The organism is Thainema salinarum CENA647 (assembly GCF_057732415.1).
In genome coordinates this window covers 3,323,617-3,342,350 of the sequence record NZ_JBYJZJ010000022.1, presented here as the reverse complement: position 1 = coordinate 3,342,350, position 18,734 = coordinate 3,323,617, and the positions used below count along the sequence as shown (strand labels likewise).

Below are 18,734 nucleotides of genomic sequence, written 5' to 3'. Positions count from 1 at the left end.
GCAATACGGCACTTACAATCATCAAATCAAGCTACATCTTGGTCTGCACCTGCTTCTTCGCGTCCTTGAAGCGAGTCGCCATTTGTTCACGCTGGTCGTCACTCATGTTTTTGCGGATGGCAGCAAACATGGTGCTTTCTTCTTGACGTGTGTGGTCACCGACCATGTCTTTCACCCGCTGCAACTGAGACTTAAACTCAGATGAAGTAGGCTGCATGGATTTCATCTGGTTGAGGACTTGCTCCAGTTCAGCCTGCTCGTCGTAGAGTTCCTGCGTGTCGTCATCGCCATAGAACGAGCGCACGTTCGGATAAACGACTTCTTCTTCAGCCTTGGAGTGAGCGATCAGATCTTTATACATCTGACCAAAGAATTCCTGGATGCGGCTGCCGTCTTTCTCTTTTTCAATCTCCCGGATCAGCGTTCTCACCTTCTGGTGATCCATAAAAATCACTTGCGTGATGTCCATGTCAGACTTATCCGAGGCTTGGGTGGCAGCACTGCCAAATACGCCAGTGACTGCAGCCATCGCATCCTGAATGCGGGCACCCAGTCCTTGATCCGGTTCTTCACCCGTCAGCTCATAGGTGCCGAGATACTCCAATACACCTTTTAGCTGCTCTTGGTGCGCCCGGTTCTCGAAGTTGACCGTGTTCAGCGGTGCCAAGGCTTCTTTGACATCCGTACCAACGACTTGAGCCGCTTTATGTACCACTAAACCCGACATCACCTGACCATGTTTCAGCAGCTCATGCTGAGTCATTTTTTCGTACAGGCTTAGGTCTGACTTTTTCATCATTCCTTCAGCCTGCTGCACCATTTCCTGGACTTTTTCCTTGGGCTGAGACTGTACGCCATACTGAGTGATGGTCGTGTCAATAATGCCCAGGTTCTTTTCGTCGTCTTCCAGCATGTCTTCGAGCCGATCGCGCAGATCCTCGTCGCGACATTCCTGCAAAAACTGGCGTTCATTCGTGATAATCAAGTTTTGGATCGCTCGCATGTCAGCTAGCTTTTCTGCGATCGCAGCTCGTTTGGCATCGGTTAACGTAGCAACCATAAAAAGTGTTCTCCTCAAGTGGAATTATTTTAGGTATCTATTTCCTAAAGTTACCTAGCCAACAGCAAGCTTCATCACTCCTCCGATATAAGCTACTAGCTGCTACGAGGAATAGAAAATAGACCAGAAAATTTGAGGATTTATGGCTCTATCTTTCAACAAAAAAATTATAGAATTTGAAAATTATTTTGATCTAGTCCATTAGCAGGATGATTCAAGAAATAAATTGATATTGAAGTAAAAACCAAAAAATTAGAACACATCATTTTTTGTTGAAAGACTATCGTTTTTGCTTAATTTGTTCTTAGATTATTCGCATTTTGGCTAAGCTAACGCCATTGCTGGGCGGCAGATTGGCCTTACATTAATCATTTAGCCATTTCATTTTTTCGCTCCTCAAAATATTTACCTAACTCCTGTAATCTAGGGAAGATTGCCTGTATTGGCGATATAAATGGCGATATCTAGGGGCAGAGGTGGATGTTTGACCGATTGCGATCGCAGTTTGACCTTCCGTTTAAATTTTGGATTATTGCGCTGATTGCGTTCATTAACTCAGTCAGCTTCACGATCATCATCCCGATTATCTATCCCTACGCTAAACAGTTTGGCCTCAGCGACTTTCAGGCCAGTTTGTTGACGACGATTTATGCTGTGGCGCAGTTCATTGCCACGCCTGTGCTGGGTCGTTTGTCCGACTTCATGGGGCGCAAGCCGCTGCTGGTTGTCAGTCTGATTGGTACGGTCATCGCCAATATTTTGGCCAGTTGGACACCTGTCGCCTGGCTGCTGTTTGCGGCACGAGGACTGGACGGTTTGACGGGCGGCAACACCTCGATTGCCCGCGCGGTGATTAGCGACACGACTACACCGGAGCAGCGACCGAAAGCCTTTGGCCTGTTTGATGCTGCTTTCCGCTTGGGCTTTGTGATGGGGCCAGCAATCAGCTATTTGGCCCAAAACATGCCGACGCTACCGGGTGTGTCGTCGCTGGGCATGAGCTTTTTTGCCGGAGCTGCGATCGCACTTTTAGCGGTTATCCTGACCATTTTTCTGCTGCCCGAAACTCTGGCCGATCGGGAACCGTTTCGGCTCAGTTGGGGCATTTTCAGCTTCAAGAAAATCTTCAAATCTGCCACTCGTCCTGGCCTGGGTCGGGTCTTTTTACTGACGTTTTTCAGCGGCTTCACGTTTACGATTTTCACCTTTGCCTTTCAGCCCTTTTTCCTGAACGTGCTGAATCAGGACGCGCAGATGCTGGCGGTTCTATTCGCGCTAATTGGCGTGATTGGCATTCTGACCCAAATTTTCGCCGTTGATCCACTCACGAAACGGTTTAATCTGGCCAATATCTTATTTGTGGCTATCGTCGGACGGGCTATTGCCTTTTTGCTCATTCCTGCCGTGCCGACGCTGTCGGCCTTTGTGGTGTGGCTCTGTCTGCTGGGCGTGGCCAATTCGTTCCCCATTCCGCTGATTGCCTCAATTCTATCGACCAACAGCAGTCCGCGTGAGCAGGGCGAGGTGCAGGGAATCAATGCCTCCTACCTGAGTATTTCCAACGCAATTGGCCCAGCAACGGCGGGTTTATTGGTGAGCTTTAGCTACAGCACGCCGTTTTGGGTGACGGGTGTTTTGACGCTGCTAGTGTCGTGGTTTGCGCTGAGCTTGAAGCAGTCGTTGGATTGTGGAGGGTAGAGAGTGAGGAGTGAGGTGTCAAAGCACAAGATGGCGGACAGTTATGTCCGCCATCTTGCTATGAACTTAAGGAGTGTGGATTCAATAAGGTGCAATCTTTGGGGTAGGGCACGGCATTGTGTCACCCGACGTAAGGGTATGCCCCTAGTGCGACGTAAGGTTATGCCCCCGATGTCGATTTGCGGCGGCAGGACTTGCGATAGGTCATCTGCAAGGTTCGAAGCGCATGAGCATCTAAGCCAGAGCAGACAAGTCGAGCAATCACCTGTCCAGAGTGATTTTCAATCACCCATGTCAGAGCGCTCGGATCGAGATGCACGGTGACCATCTGTCCAGCATAGGGACGACCGACCGAATAATTGCGGTTGTACACCGAAATCTGCCCCGTCTGACTCACCTTGCGAGACCAGCGATGGCCCGCTAGATGAGCCAATGCCTGCGCGACATGCCACTGCTCGGCTTCCGTGTCAGGCGCATAGGCTCTGCCGCCGTGAGCTAAGGCGGGGTAGTATTGGTCGCGAGGGCGCTGATGAGGACAACTGGGGTAGAGCGTGCGCTGGACTGTTGCCGCTTGGTCTAATCGAGCTTGCAGCGTCTGCAAGTTGGCACAGGTGGCGGGTTCAATCCAGCTTTTGACCACGCCATGAGCCCGTTCAACTTGGCCATTCTGCTGGGGACAGTAGGGTCGATTGTGGATCACCTCAATGCCGAGTCCGCTCAACCAGAGTGTCAGTGGCGAGGGCAGGGCGTGGCAGTTGCCCCATGGCGATCCGTTATCGACCCGCAGCGCTTGAGGTCGTCCCCAGCGGGTAAATACCCGGCGCAGGGCTGATTGCACGTCCGAGGCTGGGACGGCTTCAAAGACGTAGTGGGGGAAAAACTTCGCTTTGTAAGAGCGCTCCACTGTGTTCATCAATGAGTGAAATCCAACTCGCTGGCGTGCCGTCAGCCAACTGCTGATGAGACGTGGCATCCAGTTGCCAAACCTGATGCACCTGCTGGGCTCGCTCTCGGGTCACAGGCGGATGCTGCTCCCGCAGTGGGTTGAGGTGCTGCTGGCGAAACCAACGCTGCAACGTTCGCTCATGCGGCACCCATAACGCCTGATACCGCTGTCTGAGCACCACCCGAATCAAGCCTGCACCCCAGCCTCGATGATGGCGTTTCAACCACAGCGCACTGCGATAGATCAAACGCTCACAGCCAAATCCCCGCCGCAGACGCCCCTCTCCCCTCAACGCGAGTCCGGCTTCGCCCCTGTCGCGGTACCGTCGCCAGATCTGGCGCACACCCCAGTAGGACAGCGAGAGGGATCCGGCAATGGCGGCTAAGGTCTCGCCCTGCTGATGCCGTTCAATGATCTCATGCCGGATGGGCACAGCAATTGCTTTAGCCATGGCTCTCTCCTTCCTCAATATCGGAGAAACTCTTACCTCTGTATTAGCGCTGAATTCGGACAACAGGGGTATAGTTTTGTGGCGCATCAGGGGCATACCCTTACAGCGCGTGACACATTGCCGTGTCCCTACGGATGGAACAGTTTACAGTCTATTTAATTCGCAGTCCTAAAAAGTTTAAAGCGCTAGCTTTGAGCTTCGAACCGCTTGATGGCGCGACTAAATGCGACCTGCAATTCATTCCACGCGAGATCCACACCAGCTTTGATATCTGTCCAGGCTTCTTCGCTAGCAGACTGCAACTCGTGAAACTTACTTTCTAATGCAGATTGTTTGGTTTGTAATTCTGCGATCGCACTATTGTATTGAATGCGAGCATCGGCTTCGGCCTGCTTAGATTTAGCCTGCATCTCTTCAATTTGAGCGTTGAGCTTGTCTAATTCGGCTTTGACCTGTGCTTGATAAACGTTCCGATCAACCATATTGTTTATTCCTCCTATTCAAGCGAGCGGCGAATTTTTGCTTTTTTATCTAGATGTAGTTAAATCGTTTAACGGCGTTTCTAAGTAAATATTAGGTGGCGAGATTAATAATTACGTCATCCTAGAGCCGTGAATTCCCCGTCGATGGGTCATTCGTAGGGTAGAAATTAAGATTAGACTTGCGATCGCACCCTGTTGTCCGTCACTATTTTGAGCACTGCCATAACGGATTGCCCCAACTTATGAATCGACCTGCTGACGATCTGCGTCAATATGCGCCTGCGACTGAACGGAATCGCGACTTTATTTTGCCGATTCTGCGTGACGTTCTACCGACTAGCGGCACGATTTTAGAAATTTCCAGTGGCACAGGGGAACATGCCGTGTACTTTGCGCCTGCGCTAAAGCCGCGCCAGTGGTTGCCATCTGATCCAGACCCGACAGCCAGAGCCAGTATTCAAGCGTGGCAGCAGGCATGTCCCTCGGACAATCTGCATCCACCGCTGATGATTGATGTGCGCGAGGAACAGTGGGCGGTTGAACAGACTGCCGCAAACCAATCTTTAGCCCACCTGGATTTGCAGCAGCATCCCATCACGGCCATCGTCAATATCAATATGATCCACATTTCGCCGTGGTCGGCCTGTCTAGGACTAATGGCCGGAGCGGGACGGATTTTGCCGCCGGACGGGGTGCTCTATCTCTATGGGCCGTACAAACAAGACGGACAGCATACGGCTCCCAGTAATGCGGCCTTTGATCAGAGTTTGCGATCGCGGAATCCAGAATGGGGCGTGCGGGATTTAGCAGCGGTAGTTGATGCAGCGGCAACGCATCAACTACCGCTCCAGCAAACCATTCCAATGCCAGCCAATAACTTATCGGTTATTTTCCAGAAAATGTGATGTACTCACATCTTGCACCTTGTAAACCAAGAACCCAGAAGGGGTATTTCGCTGCCGCATCGCGGCAGCGAAATACCCTCTTCGGGTTTTAGTGCAAGATTTAAGATGTAGGTGTGCAGTCCTGCCCTCAAGTCTCAATCAGCCAACCAGCAGATCCTCTTCAGGGTACTGGACGATGCTGGGGCTGGGATCGCCCAGAATGGCAGCCACGAACAGTAAAACACCAACCCGACCCAGGTACATTGTCACGATGATCAGCAACTTACCAAGCGTCGAGAGGCTGGCCGTGATACCCGTTGATAAGCCAACTGTGGCAAAGGCCGAAACGCATTCAAACAGAATGGCGATAAACGGCTTGTCGGCATCTGTCAGCGTAATCAGCGTCACGACCGTTAGCACAACGATGACGGAACCAATTAGAACGGCGACCGCTTTTAATATGCGCGACGTGGGGATCTGCCGCTGATAGCAGCGCACGACTTCTTTACCCTGCAAAACGGCGCTGGTGCAGTTAAACAAGATACGCGCGGTCGTTGTTTTGATGCCGCCCCCGGTACTGCCAGGGCTCGCGCCAACAAACATCAGGGCAATTGCTAAGAACAACGACGATACCGTCGTTGCGCCCAGATCAATGCTGTTAAATCCTGCTGTCCGCGTGACAACCGACTGGAACCAGGCAATCAGCCACTTCTCAAAAAAGCCAAAAGCGCCAATTGTACTCGGGTTGCTGTACTCAGTGTAGAAAAAGGCAACGGTACCAATAAGAAGCAAAAAGATGGTTGTGCTGGTGACGACTTTGAAATGCAGTGAAAAAACGGGACGCTCTTGCCGCCGCAAAATGCGATCGCGACACCACATATAAATATCCATCAGCACCTCATAGCCCAGTCCCCCTGCAATAATCAGCACCGAGATGATCAAATTCAGTAGTGGTGCAGTGGCATACTGAATCAGACTGTCCTCAAACAGACTAAATCCAGCATTGTTATAGGCACTGATGCTGTGAAAGATAGACAGCCAGAGACCGTATCCAAAACCATAATCTGGCACAAACACGAGCAACAGAAGAAAGCTGGCCGTCAATTCAATCAGCAGCGTCATGCCGATAATGGAGCGAACCAGAAATCCAATTCCCGACAGTTCTGGAATATCAAACGACTGCTGCACCGCGAGCCGATCCCGCAGCCCTAATTTGCGGCCCAGGATGATCAGCAAGAAGGTGGTCGCCGTCATATAGCCCAGCCCGCCCACCTGGATTAGCAGCAAGATGATGAACTCTCCTAAGGGTGAAAAATAGGTGCCCGTATCCACCACAATGAGTCCAGTAACGCAAACGGCTGATGTGGCCGTAAATAGGGCGACTAAGAGATTATTCCATTCACCGCTACTGGTGGCAAACGGCAGCATCAGTAAAACCGTACCGATGCTAATCATTGCCAGAAAACCGAGACAAATGGTTCGCGAAACAGTCATGGGCAGCTAGACAGAGTCAGTGTTGGAATTCTCTCAGATCCTGCCACCAATCGGAATCTGTTTTAGTAAATAGTGTTGTAGCGCTACATGCTTGAGTCATACCAGTTCTGCAAACCAACGCTATAGATGAGGTCAGTGCTGAGTGCTGGAGACTGAGTATTGATTTGTAGCTGTAATCTAGGGAGTCGGTATCAACCTCTGTTTTGGGGAAGACTGTGTTCCGCGCGGCTTTGCAAAAAGTAGGTATCCTGACTTACGGGCGTAGTGTCATAACTTCCATCTTGCTTAAAACCGATCTTGCTTAAACCGATCTTGCTTAAACCCCAGAAGCGTTATTTATCACTGCGCTGCAACGATAAATAACGCTTCTGGGGTCTAAAGTGCTACAGTGCGGCGATTGCTAAACCATTTCTAGCGTCGCCAATTCCTGCTCGGCGAGCCGATCGCCACCGTCACCGTTGAGTTGCAGAATACCCGTCAAAATTGATGCAGGTCGCTGACGATAGGGCCACGCAAAGGCGTGACGGAAGGCAGCATCCTGACAAGCCTTCAGGGCTTCAAAGCCGATGATGTCGTGGGTGAGCAGCGTTTCGTACTCAAATGGCAAGCGGACATTGTGCAATCCGGCGTTGTCGGTACAGATAGCAATGTCTACTCCGGCATCCAAACAGCGATCGAAGACGGGCTTGAGCTGATTTAAATCTTGCAGCGTACCCGTTTTGAGATAGGTGGTGGGGCAGACTTCCAAGCACTGATTACGGGCTGCTAGTTCCGGCAGCAGTTCCGGATAGTGTAGTGGAATCTGGATGCCGTGACCGATTCGCATCAGGTAGGGCAATAGTTTGGGATAAGCGCCGTTTGGCGTTTCGTAGAGATGACCTGTGGTGTTTAAACCCTGCGATCGCGCATAGGCATAGAGGTCAATAAACTCATCAAGCCGCTCGGCGTAGTAAGAATCACCACCTGCTAGATCAATGGCGCAGACATACTCCCGATGCTGGATCGCCAAATCCACAATTGCTTTGTTTATCTCGTAGGGCAAACGAGAGTGCATACAGAGAATCTGGCTGGTGATAATCGGATACTCTGCGAGCTGGCTGGCCTGACCGACGATGTTGATAATCTCGGCCATCTGGTCAATCCGCTCGGTTTGAGACAGGGCTTCATCGGTGCGGTAGTAGGGCGTGTAGCGCAGTTCGAGATAGGCCAAGTTCTCAAAGACATAGGCACCGCGAATCAGCCGATAGATGAAGTAAGGCAGGGTTTCCGGCGTTTGAACACTCTCTACCAGGGTGTGCAGTTCGAGATACTCATCTAGCGTTGCCCGTGGCCGGGTGTAAAAGTCTTCAAAATCAGGATAGTCAGCGAATCGGTTGGCTAGATCATCCCGATTACGCTGGAAATAGCGCCATAAAATTCTAGGAACAACCGAACCGCCCAAGTGACGGTGTAGTTCAGCGTAGAGAGCCATAGCAACCTCAAAATAACTGGATAAACAGCAAAATATCGGTAGGTATAGCAATGCCCTCGATTCAGAGGTCGGTACGAAACTTGACGATAAAACTTGAGGGAGTTTTACGAGAAAAGCTTGCTTAGCAAGCCTTGCTTGTAAAACTGGTTTTACGGCAACTTCCGGGTTAGAAAGATGAATCGAGCAATTGCAGATGGTTATGAATCGAAAACACTCAAATAGAAGGATGCCAGCGCGTTGGACGTTAAAGAAACTGCGATCGCATCTTTTCCAAGCAAAGGATCGGACGATTTAGCCAAAGAGTCCATTTTGCCAAGGGCGAAATTCTCCCTGCGCCACCTTATAGAGTTGAGAATGGCTTGAGAACCTTGAAAACCGAAGGTTATCTCATGGGTAGTGAAATTCGGGTAGAAACGCTGCCAGGTTGGCTAAACCCACGCAACAGCTAAATCATGACCGATTGAGAACTACCCTCTCCTTAAGCAGGTGACACTAGCAAATACTCCGGAGTGACGAAGCTGGCTAAACGCAAAGCATAGATTATTGCCAGTATAGATGAAATCTATAAAATTGTGTTTACAGAAGTTTACAAAATGGGCAAATGCTGATGTTGAGTCCGTTAGCCCACCGATCGAAGGACGGCCAACCGTTGGGCAAGATGCGATCTCAACGGGATTCACTGTCGTCATTTGGCGGCAAAATCTCCATAATAGAGCCAATGGAGCCGTCTAAAAGAGTTGTGAGGTCAGCATTGAGCTAGATTTCGTGGATTTTTTGCAAAGATCTGCACGCTGCCTGAAAGAGATGTCAAGATCAAGACAAACCCAACTGGTCATTTTCGGTACAACCATCTTAGACGGGCTCCCTTGGAGCAATCGTCAAGGACATGGCACTCCAAACTGTCAAGCCATTGCCTGCTGAGGAACTTCCATGCCAGATTCTCAACCTTCCATTGCTCAGCACTATCACGAGCGAACGAAGTATCACCCCAAGACCATTTCCCAGCAGCGCAAGCCTGATTGGGAAAATCCGCCCGAACTGTTCAAGGACTACAAAATTGGCACCACGATCGACCTAAAACCGTATTTGCCACCGGAAGAGGGCAGCATTGATTCGGCAGGAGAGCAGCAAAAAGACTGGCAGCGTTTGTCTCGGCTTCTGATTAACAGCTACGGCATTACGGCCAAAACCACAACGCTATCGGGAGACTCGTTTTACCTGCGCTCGGCTCCGTCAGCGGGTGGGCTGTATCCGGCGGAGCTATATTTGATTTCGCGCGGTACGGCACTGCTGCCAGCAGGACTGTATCACTATCAGCCGCGCCACCATACGCTGATTCGATTTTGGGATGATCACGTTTGGTCAGGCTTACAGGCAGCTTGCTTCTGGCATCCGGCGCTGGAATCTACTCATATGGTGCTGGTGACAACGGCGATTTTTGGCCGCTCGATGTGGCGCTATCAGGCCCGTGCCTATCGCCGGATTTGTCTGGACACAGGGCACCTGCTGGGCAATGTTGAGCTGGCAGCGGCCCTGACTGACTATCGACCTCATCTAATTGGTGGATTTCTCGATGCCAACCTGGATCAGCTGCTCTATCTTGATCCGGAGCAGGAAGGGGTCATGACGGTGATGGCGCTGGCGGATTTGCTTAAGGTGGAAGAGAATCTGCCGCGATCTCACACGGTGCTCCCTGCTGCCGTCGATACTGACTATCCTGATTTGAGCGACAATGAGCTGCTGACCTATTTCCATCGCGCCACCCAGATGCAGACGGAAACTGAACCCGTTGATCTGAAGCAAATGGCCGATCAGACCGCTGAAGACAAATACAACTTTCCCTTTGATTTGAAAGCCCCGGTCGAGGCTGAGCCGATTAATTGGGGCATAGGGCTAGACAACTTGGAGCGCAGTATTCTTAAGCGTCGCTCGACCCGTCGTTATACCGGACTCGATCTGTCGCTCGATCAACTAATGCGGCTGATTGATTTTACCTATCAGCCCCAGCACTACCTGGAACAGGGACTGGATGCTCATCCCGATTATTTTGATTTGGGCCTAATTGAGACGTTTATTGTGGTGTCTGGCGTGGAAGGACTGGAGGAAGGCTGTTATTACTACGCGCCTCAAGCTCAAGAACTACGCCAGGTGCGGTTCAAGAACTTCCGGCGCGAGCTGCATTTTCTCTGTCTCGGTCAGGATTTGGGCCGCGATGCCGCTGCGGTGGTGTTTCATACTGCTCATCTGGAAACTGCGATCGCACGTTATGGCGACCGCGCCTATCGCTATCTGCACCTGGATGCTGGACATCTGGGTCAGCGGCTCAACCTCGGTGCAGTTCAGCTCGGCATCGGTGTCAGCGGTATCGGTGGCTTTTTTGACGACAAGGTGAATGAGGTGTTGGGCATCCCAACGGATGAGGCCGTCCTGTACATTACAACGCTGGGGCAACCGCGCTAAGGAGCGTGGATTCAATAAGGTGCAATCTTTGGGGTAGGGACACGGCAATGCCGTGTCCCTACGGATGGAACGGTTTACAGGCTATTTAATTCACAGTCCTAAGTACCCCTTTTTATTGGTCAAGCCGGTTTTGTAGCGTTGCGAACCGCGCTACAAAACCGGCTGTGTCCGCTGTGTCCTAATAGAGCGGACGGGACAAAACTGATTTACGCACAGGTGTCGAAAAAATAATTGACGTTGCCGTCTGTCCAAAATGGCTCAGCTCTCCAATTATCTGCTCAAGATGGGCAATTGACCGAGCAATTACGTGAATCTGAAACGACCCTCTACCCGTGATGTGGTGACAGGAGCGGACTTCATTCAGCCGCTCTAGCCGCTCGATCACTTGGGGATACTGCTGTGGCGTGGTCGTCAGTTCAATCAGAGCGGCAATGCCGTATCCCAGCGCTTCAGGATTAATGACGGCTCGGTAGCCTGTGATAATCCCTGCTTCTTCCAGGCGACGCACCCGCTCAGCCACCGCTGGTGGCGACAAGCCGACCTGCCGCCCCAATTCTGCATAGGATTGCCGCGCATCCACTTGTAAAGCTTCGAGAATCTGCCAACTGGTTTCGTCAATCATGGTTGCATCGCATGGGGTTGAGTTGCAAAGGTTTAACGCTAGTGGGCGATGCCTACCTTCTGCCAGATCACGTCAGCATCGCCTCATCGTTTTGCTACTTCTCTATTGAAGCAAAAGCAAAGACGAGAAAATTTATTCGATTCAAATGGCAAAATTGTTTTTTAGTTTCGTTTGTCTATTTAAATTCACTGTTTTGTTATTTATTCTAAAGCCATAAGCTTGATGAGCGTGTATGGCAATGGATAATGTCATTTGGATCGGCTTGCGGGGACTGATGTTGGGATTTGCGATCGCAGCTCCGGTGGGGCCAATTGGGGTTCTCTGCATTCGGCAAACGCTCACCTACGGCTGGTTATCTGGCTTAGTGTCGGGCCTCGGTGCTGCCACTGCCGATGCCATTTACGGCAGCATTGCCGGATTTGGTTTAACTGCGATCGCAGGTCTATTGGTCAACCAGCAAACCCCACTCCAACTGATCGGCGGCAGCTTCCTGTGCTATCTCGGCCTGCGCACCTTACGCCACGCTCAGATTACCCATACAGCTTCCCCTGACTCCCTCGACTCCCCATCTCTCCTAACCCTCCATCGCTCCCCACCCATCCTCGACTCCCTCATCTCCCCACCTCCCCCTCGCTCCCCTGCCCCCCTTGCCCCCTCTATCTCCCTAGCCACCCACTACGCCACAACCCTATTTCTGACGTTGACCAACCCCGCCACTATCCTTTCGTTCACAGCAATTTTTGCTAGCCTAGGCATGGTAGCTCTACCAACACCTCATCTCGCAGTGGTATTGATTATTGGCGTTTTTTGTGGTTCAGCGCTGTGGTGGTTGCTGCTGAGCGGTGGTACAACTTTGCTGCGATTGCGGTTAACGGCAACTCATTTAAAGTGGGTCAATCGACTATCAGGACTAATGATTACGAGCTTTGGTGGAGTTGCGATCGCATTTGCCTTTCGTTGAATAAATTCAGCTTATAAACTTGTTCTTAAATCCGCCTTCAGACCAAGCTGTATCGTCCTTTCGATTCATTACAAAGCCGAAGTTGCTACTTTATTCTAAGTACTACTGAGACTGCTAAAGTGTATAGCTTTATTCTCTATTCTTTCACTAATTGTTTTTATCTAATGGCTCATTAGAACGCTTTTAGAACACTTACTGAAGGAACTCACTATAAGCTATTCATTCAGCATTGCTCGTAGTAGTCTGGATCAAATTTGATCTAACTGAATATATCAAGACTAAGTAATAGTACTCGTTCATCTGTTTGTCTTTTATAAAAGGCAATATTTGCCAGGGATCTAATTTTCAGAATCTCTTTTGGAATACCGATTAATTGACTCAGTTTAATTAACTCAGTTGACCTAACTGATTTTTTCACCTTGTTTCCATAACATTTGGCTTACATACATTAGGTGATTCAATACATAGGCTGCGAATTATCAACTGCAGTTTATATCAACGACAGTAATAACTACAGAAACAACCATAAAAGCAGGCGGTGAACTATTTCACTGAGCCTGTTCAGAGAAGGACTTACGATTTTTTGACCGCGACTTATGGATTTTTCAATCAAGCAGAACCCGAATCAACAAAATGCTGCAAAACAGCATAAGTCTACTCCTTGGTGGCGCAATCCAGTGATCAATCGCCGCGCTTGGATGTGGGAAGATGCGAATCGCATGACGCATCAGGGGCACTGGTGGCAGCATGCTGTCATTTACCAAATTTACCCCTGGAGTTTTTGTGATTCAGACGGTAATGGCGCAGGCGATTTAGCTGGCATTATCGAAAAAATGGATTACATTGCATCCCTCGGAGTTGATGCAATCTGGCTATGCCCCATTTATGAATCACCTATGAATGATCTGGGGTACGACGTGACCGATATGTTAAATATCGATCCGCTATTTGGTGACCTGAATATTTTCGATAGTTTAGTTGAAATTTCTCACGCATTTGGCATTAAGGTCATCATTGACCAAGTTTGGAACCATACATCTGATCAACATCCTTGGTTTGCCGAAAGCCGCAAAAGTCGCACCAATGATAAAGCCGATTGGTTTATTTGGGCTGATGCAAAGGAAGATGGTTCGCCTCCAAATAACTGGCTATCTGCATTTATGGGCGAAAGCGCTTGGAAGTGGGATGAACACCGTGAACAGTACTATATGTACAACTTTTTGCCCAGTCAGCCAGAGCTAAATTGGCATAATCCGGATGTGATTGACGCAATTTTAAATCGGGCAAAATTCTGGCTCGATCGGGGTGTTGATGGCTTCCGATTGGATGCAGTGAATTTCTTCTTACACGACGCAGAACTGCGGGACAATCCGCCTCGACCTGAAGGTTCATCTATGCCCGATGGTGTAGATGCTGATAATCCAATGGTGCAGCATTTATTTGAATATAATTTCTGTCGGCCTGAAAATCTAGATTTACTGAAGCCAATTCGAGAGCTAATCGATCAGTATCCAGACGTGATGACGCTCGGTGAGGTGACGCTGTGCGAAGACTCGATTGATCTGTCGAGCCAGTACGTGAAAGGCGAAGATCGTCTGCACCTGGCCTATAACAGTGCCTTACTAGTCGATGAACCGATTTCGGCCCAGTTGATGAAAGACACTGTGCAGCGAGTGCAACAGCATTTCAACCAAGGTGGTCAGTGCTGGATGGTCGGTAATCATGACTATGGCCGACTGCGATCGCGCTGGTCGGGTGAAGACGCTAACGGTCAGCCCTACCCGGATGAGTTTTACTACATGATTGCGGCAATGCTGATCTCTCTGCCAGGGGCGCTGTGCCTGTACCAAGGCGATGAGCTGGGCTTGCCCGAGGCCCAGATTCCCAAGGATATTCCAGAAGATAAGATTCGCGACCCGTTTGGCAAGGCGCTTTATCCGGTTGTTCACGGTCGAGATGGTTCTCGTACTCCCATGCCTTGGTATGCAGATGTCCCCAATGCAGGCTTTACCGCACCAGATGCAGAACCGTGGTTGCCGATTCCTAGAGGCCACCTATCCTATGCCGTTGATCGGCAAACTCAAGATCCTCATTCACTGCTCAATACCTGGCGACGCTTGCTGCACTGGCGCAAACAGCAGCCTGCCTTAATCGCTGGCGACTTCCAGCTTATTGATACCGAAGAGCCACTATTTGGCTTTATTCGCGAATATGCTGAGCAGCGCCTGTTGTGCCTGTTTAACATCAGCGATCAACCGATTGAGTACGATCTCCGACCTTTCGGGGATTTCGAACCGGAAGATGTCGGCTTTAATGTTGAACGAGTCAAAGGTCAGATCAAGCTGGCTGGGTACAGTGCATTCTTTGCAAATTTGGAGGGAAGGGTGAGTGGTTAGTGGTTCATGGTTAGTAGTTAATAGTTAATGGTTAGTAGTTAATAGTTGGTTGCGATCGCACTCCTTGCTCCAACCAATTCTTATACCTCAATCCCTCAACTTATCTATCACTCCTTCTCTACCAACCATCAACTATCAGCCATCAACCATCAACTACTAACCGATTTACCATCAACCATGAACTAATCCCTCCCTACCCATCCACCCATCTACCCCATTCCCAATCGTTGTCAATCTCCAACTTCTCTATGCAATTACAATCAGCAAAAAATACTCAGGCTAATCAAACTGATCAAGCGTTGACGTTAGCAAAATCTGGGGCTGATTGGTGGCGTAGTGCTGTCATCTATCAGGTTTATCCTCGTAGCTTTATGGACAGTAACGGCGATGGAGTTGGTGATTTGCCGGGCATTATGCAAAAGCTGGACTATATTGCGTCGCTGGACGTGGATGCCGTCTGGATTTCGCCGTTCTTCAAGTCGCCGATGAAGGACTTTGGCTACGATATTTCCGACTATCGGGCCGTCGAACCAATGTTTGGCACGGTTGAGGATTTTCAAAAGCTGCTGGACAAAGCGCATGATTTAGGCTTGAAGGTGCTGATCGACCAGGTCTGGAATCATACGTCCAATGAGCATCCCTGGTTTTTGGAAAGTCGGCAAGATCGCACCAATCCCAAAGCCGATTGGTATGTCTGGGCAGATGCCAAACCCGATGGTGGGCTGCCTACAAACTGGCGGTCTACGTTCGGTGGCAGCGCTTGGTCTTGGGATGCCCAGCGGCAGCAGTACTATCTGCACAACTTTCTAGCTGAGCAGCCGGATTTGAACTGGCACAATCCCGAAGTGGTTGCCGCAATTCAAGACGTGGCTCGCTTCTGGCTGGACATGGGCGTGGATGGTTTCCGCCTCGACGTGATTAACTTCCTAACCCACGACCGCCAACTGCGGGAAAATCCGCTCCGGCTGGACGATCAGCCTCGTCCAGCGGGTGCGGGATTAAATGATCCCTTCTTCAGTCAGGTCAATCTCTACAACCTGGATCAGCCGGAAACCCTGACGCTACTGGAAAGCATTCGGTCCCTGATGGATGAATATCCCGGCACGACGACCCTGGCCGAAATTAGCTCCACCGAAGATGCGATCGCAACTTCTAGTGCCTATGTCAGCGGCAGCAATCGGCTACACATGGCCTACAACTCGTCATTGATGAGTGATGAACCGCTAACATCGGAACTGCTGTACCGCACCATTGCGCGGGTTGAGCAGGAAATGGGGGAAGGCATCATCTGCTGGACGGGTGGAACCCACGACTTCCCGCGCTTGAAGTCCCGCTGGCGCAAGTATCTGATTGACGACGAGTTTACCCACGAAGCTTTTGATCACATGTTTGCAGCTCTGCTAGTTTGCCTACGCGGTAGCTGCTGCATTTACCAAGGCGACGAGTTGGGCCTAACACAAGCTGAAATTCCCTTTGAAAAAATGCGCGATCCGTTTGGCATCGCAGGCTATCCCGTGATCAAGGGTCGCGACGGCTCCCGTACGCCGATGCCGTGGCAGGGCGATGCGCCAAACGCGGGCTTCACGACAGCGGAAGAACCCTGGCTTCCAATTCCAGAGGAGCACTATCCCTCGGCAGTTGATCAGCAGGAAAGCAGTCCCTCTTCACTGTTGAATAAGTACCGTCGCCTGATTAGCTGGCGCAAAACCCAACCTGCTCTAGATACAGGTGACTTGCAGTTGCTTGACACACCCGAGCCGGTTCTGGGTTTTATCCGCAGCTGCGATCGCCAAACTTTGCTGTGCCTGTTCAACATCAGTCCCATGCCAGTCCACTTCGATCTGTCGCCGTTCCCCAACTGCGTTGAGGCCGATGAAATTGACTTTATCAGTCGGCGCTACAAAGATACGGTAGAGCTGTCGAGCTACGGCGTTTTCTTCGGCACGCTGGTTTCAGACTGAATCGCTGGAGGTGATTTAATCGGGTAAACCCCCACCAGGGCTGGGGGTTTACCCGATTAAATTATTAGCGCCATACTCTTGCATATAGTTCTCAACTATGCATATGGGTAGTGGTAGTTAGGTAATGATTTTTGAGAACTACCTGCCTATGAACACGCCAGCTGGATGATGACGGTAAGATAGCGAAAAAAACGGGCTGGTCATTGCCAGCCCGCCCTACCGATCCTGAGAGAGGAGAACACTACATAGTTTGTTATTAGAGTTTGACCTGAAGGCTAATCACAAAAGTCGTTTGTCTTGTGAATGTGCAAACCTTAGCGGCTTGCGCCAACTTCCTTCGTTTTAACTTAACAACTGATATCAGTGTAAATTTAATGAGAATTAATGTCAACACCAATATTGAGAATTTTAGCAGTTGGAGAAGCACAGCTTTGCCATGTTCTTACCGCAGGCAATTTGCAGATTAAATCTCTGTATTCTGAACTGGGAGCATGGCGCAAAATATCGGCATCTCAATACAACTTGAGTCAGCAGAATGGCCAGGATATCCAGTATGATGAAGCCGATTTGATGATTTTTGTGGCTTAGGTTTTCTGCATTATGGCTATGCAACTGCGCGTCCATGTTCCGCCCCATCCGCTGATTCGACACTGGCTTTCGGTCGCACGCGATGAAGCGACTCCCTCTGTACTGTTTCGCAGTGCCATGACGGAATTGGGACGCTGGTTGACTTACGAAGCCAGTCGGGACTGGTTGCCAACCTTAGATACTCAAATCGATACACCGCTTGCTCCGTGTGATGCGTCGTTCATCAATCCAGAAACTCCCGTGGCAATTGTGCCGATTTTGCGGGCAGGTTTAGCGCTGATTGATGGAGCGCAAGCCCTCCTACCGTTAGCTTCGATTTATCACGTCGGTTACGTCCGCAATGAGCAGACGCTGGAGGCCAGCTGCTATCTCAGTAAGCTGCCGAAACAGATTCATCCGGAGACGCGGATTTTAATCACGGAGCCGATGCTGGCAACAGGCGGCACGATTACAGCGGCCATGGCGGATCTGATCAGCCGAGGTGCTGATCCAGCGTTTATTCGGATTATTTCAATTGTGGCGGCTCCTCAAGCATTACAGAAATTGGCAGATGCCTATCCCGCCCTAGTCATCTATACAGCTGCTATTGACGAAGGGTTGGATGAGAACGGATATATTGTTCCCGGTTTAGGCGATGCGGGCGATCGCACGTTTGGCACAATGAACTAGAAAAACAGATAAGGTAACAATAGATAAGGTAACGGATGTCGCAACCGTTTTGTAACGTGGATCAGCCGATCAGAGCTGCAGTCTGCTGAGGAGATCGAGCAACGAACTATTCGAATCAGCAAATCATCGGATAATAGACGGATTGACAAACGGATTCACGAACTGACACTTATTCACTGACTGATAGAGATTAAAGCTATGAGCGATCGCAACGGCAATTTTTTAGGTGGTTTTTTATTAGGCACGCTGGTTGGCGGCGTAGTTGGCGGCGTGGCGGGTGTTCTTGCTGCATCCCGTTTAGCATCTGAAGAAGACGAATCCATCAGCAAAAAGCGGGAGCGCCGCAAGCGTCAGTCTGAGATGACATTTTCGACCGAAGAGGAAATGGAAGCCGCCCGACGCGGTTTGGAAGATAAAATTGCGCAGCTTAATGAAGCGATTGATGATGTGCGGTTTCAGCTAAACTCGGTTAACGGTCGGCCACTGTCTGAAACGCAAGAATCGTCAATTTCCCATGATTAATATCAAGTCTGGTTGAAAACTCATAATTTATTTTTGTGAAACGTTTGCAGAGCAAACGTTTCACAAAAA

General features: G+C 50.1%; 17 protein-coding genes. 10 read left to right on the top strand and 7 right to left on the bottom strand.

What is annotated here, in order from left to right; genetic code table 11:
- Positions 1-31 precede the first annotated feature (31 nt).
- Positions 32-1,060: a hemerythrin domain-containing protein gene (locus AC286M_RS21480; protein ID WP_488206336.1), complete on the bottom strand. Its 1,029-nt coding sequence runs from the start codon at positions 1,058-1,060 to the stop codon at positions 32-34.
- A gap of 480 nt (positions 1,061-1,540) precedes the next feature.
- Here AC286M_RS21480 and AC286M_RS21475 point away from each other — a divergent pair, with 480 nt between their 5' ends.
- Complete coding sequence (locus AC286M_RS21475; RefSeq protein WP_488206335.1) at positions 1,541-2,758, top strand: MFS transporter; 1,218 nt, start codon at positions 1,541-1,543, stop codon at positions 2,756-2,758.
- Between the two features lie 160 nt (positions 2,759-2,918).
- On the opposite strand, the gene AC286M_RS21470 is transcribed toward AC286M_RS21475, so the two are convergent.
- From AC286M_RS21470 to AC286M_RS21460, 3 genes are all read right to left on the bottom strand, one after another.
- Positions 2,919-3,671: a hypothetical protein gene (locus AC286M_RS21470; RefSeq protein ID WP_488206334.1), complete on the bottom strand. Its 753-nt coding sequence runs from the start codon at positions 3,669-3,671 to the stop codon at positions 2,919-2,921.
- On the bottom strand, positions 3,616-4,155 hold the full coding sequence (locus AC286M_RS21465) for a transposase family protein (protein WP_488202997.1): 540 nt from the start codon (positions 4,153-4,155) through the stop codon (positions 3,616-3,618). Before AC286M_RS21465 ends, AC286M_RS21470 begins: the two co-directional genes overlap by 56 nt.
- 185 nt (positions 4,156-4,340) lie before the next feature.
- Positions 4,341-4,637: a sll1863 family stress response protein gene (locus AC286M_RS21460; RefSeq protein ID WP_488206333.1), complete on the bottom strand. Its 297-nt coding sequence runs from the start codon at positions 4,635-4,637 to the stop codon at positions 4,341-4,343.
- A gap of 242 nt (positions 4,638-4,879) precedes the next feature.
- Here AC286M_RS21460 and AC286M_RS21455 point away from each other — a divergent pair, with 242 nt between their 5' ends.
- Positions 4,880-5,542 (top strand): DUF938 domain-containing protein, encoded by a 663-nt coding sequence (locus tag AC286M_RS21455; protein ID WP_488206332.1) that lies wholly within the window; start codon positions 4,880-4,882, stop codon positions 5,540-5,542.
- Positions 5,543-5,680: 138 nt separating this feature from the next.
- Here the strand turns inward: AC286M_RS21455 and AC286M_RS21450 are convergent, their stop codons facing one another.
- The gene (locus tag AC286M_RS21450; protein WP_488206331.1) at positions 5,681-7,015 is read right to left on the bottom strand and encodes a TrkH family potassium uptake protein; all 1,335 of its coding nucleotides are present in this window, start codon (positions 7,013-7,015) and stop codon (positions 5,681-5,683) included.
- Between the two features lie 400 nt (positions 7,016-7,415).
- Positions 7,416-8,486: an adenosine deaminase gene (locus AC286M_RS21445; protein ID WP_488206330.1), complete on the bottom strand. Its 1,071-nt coding sequence runs from the start codon at positions 8,484-8,486 to the stop codon at positions 7,416-7,418.
- A 555-nt stretch (positions 8,487-9,041) separates the two neighbouring features.
- On the opposite strand from AC286M_RS21445, the gene AC286M_RS21440 reads away from it, so the two are divergent.
- Positions 9,042-9,218, top strand: a complete 177-nt coding sequence (locus AC286M_RS21440) for a hypothetical protein (protein ID WP_488206329.1) — start codon at positions 9,042-9,044, stop codon at positions 9,216-9,218.
- A gap of 198 nt (positions 9,219-9,416) precedes the next feature.
- Positions 9,417-10,946, top strand: coding sequence for a SagB/ThcOx family dehydrogenase (locus AC286M_RS21435; protein ID WP_488206328.1), 1,530 nt, complete (start codon positions 9,417-9,419; stop codon positions 10,944-10,946).
- 178 nt (positions 10,947-11,124) lie between these two features.
- On the opposite strand, the gene AC286M_RS21430 is transcribed toward AC286M_RS21435, so the two are convergent.
- Positions 11,125-11,568, bottom strand: coding sequence for an Lrp/AsnC family transcriptional regulator (locus AC286M_RS21430; RefSeq protein ID WP_488206327.1), 444 nt, complete (start codon positions 11,566-11,568; stop codon positions 11,125-11,127).
- Positions 11,569-11,806: 238 nt separating this feature from the next.
- On the opposite strand from AC286M_RS21430, the gene AC286M_RS21425 reads away from it, so the two are divergent.
- From AC286M_RS21425 to AC286M_RS21400, 6 genes are all read left to right on the top strand, one after another.
- A complete protein-coding gene (locus AC286M_RS21425) occupies positions 11,807-12,529 on the top strand; it encodes a LysE family translocator (protein ID WP_488206326.1) in 723 nt (240 codons plus the stop codon).
- Between the two features lie 596 nt (positions 12,530-13,125).
- Positions 13,126-14,925, top strand: coding sequence for an alpha-glucosidase family protein (locus tag AC286M_RS21420; protein ID WP_488206325.1), 1,800 nt, complete (start codon positions 13,126-13,128; stop codon positions 14,923-14,925).
- A gap of 248 nt (positions 14,926-15,173) precedes the next feature.
- Positions 15,174-16,886 carry an alpha-glucosidase family protein gene (locus AC286M_RS21415; protein WP_488206324.1) on the top strand — a complete coding sequence of 571 codons (1,713 nt, stop codon included), beginning with the start codon at positions 15,174-15,176 and terminating at the stop codon, positions 16,884-16,886.
- A 384-nt stretch (positions 16,887-17,270) separates the two neighbouring features.
- On the top strand, positions 17,271-17,474 hold the full coding sequence (locus tag AC286M_RS21410; RefSeq protein WP_488206323.1) for a hypothetical protein: 204 nt from the start codon (positions 17,271-17,273) through the stop codon (positions 17,472-17,474).
- Between the two features lie 12 nt (positions 17,475-17,486).
- Positions 17,487-18,143: a uracil phosphoribosyltransferase gene (upp, locus tag AC286M_RS21405; RefSeq protein ID WP_488206322.1), complete on the top strand. Its 657-nt coding sequence runs from the start codon at positions 17,487-17,489 to the stop codon at positions 18,141-18,143.
- A gap of 198 nt (positions 18,144-18,341) precedes the next feature.
- A complete protein-coding gene (locus AC286M_RS21400; RefSeq protein WP_488206321.1) occupies positions 18,342-18,665 on the top strand; it encodes a ssl2009 family thylakoid membrane protein in 324 nt (107 codons plus the stop codon).
- Positions 18,666-18,734: the final 69 nt, after the last annotated feature.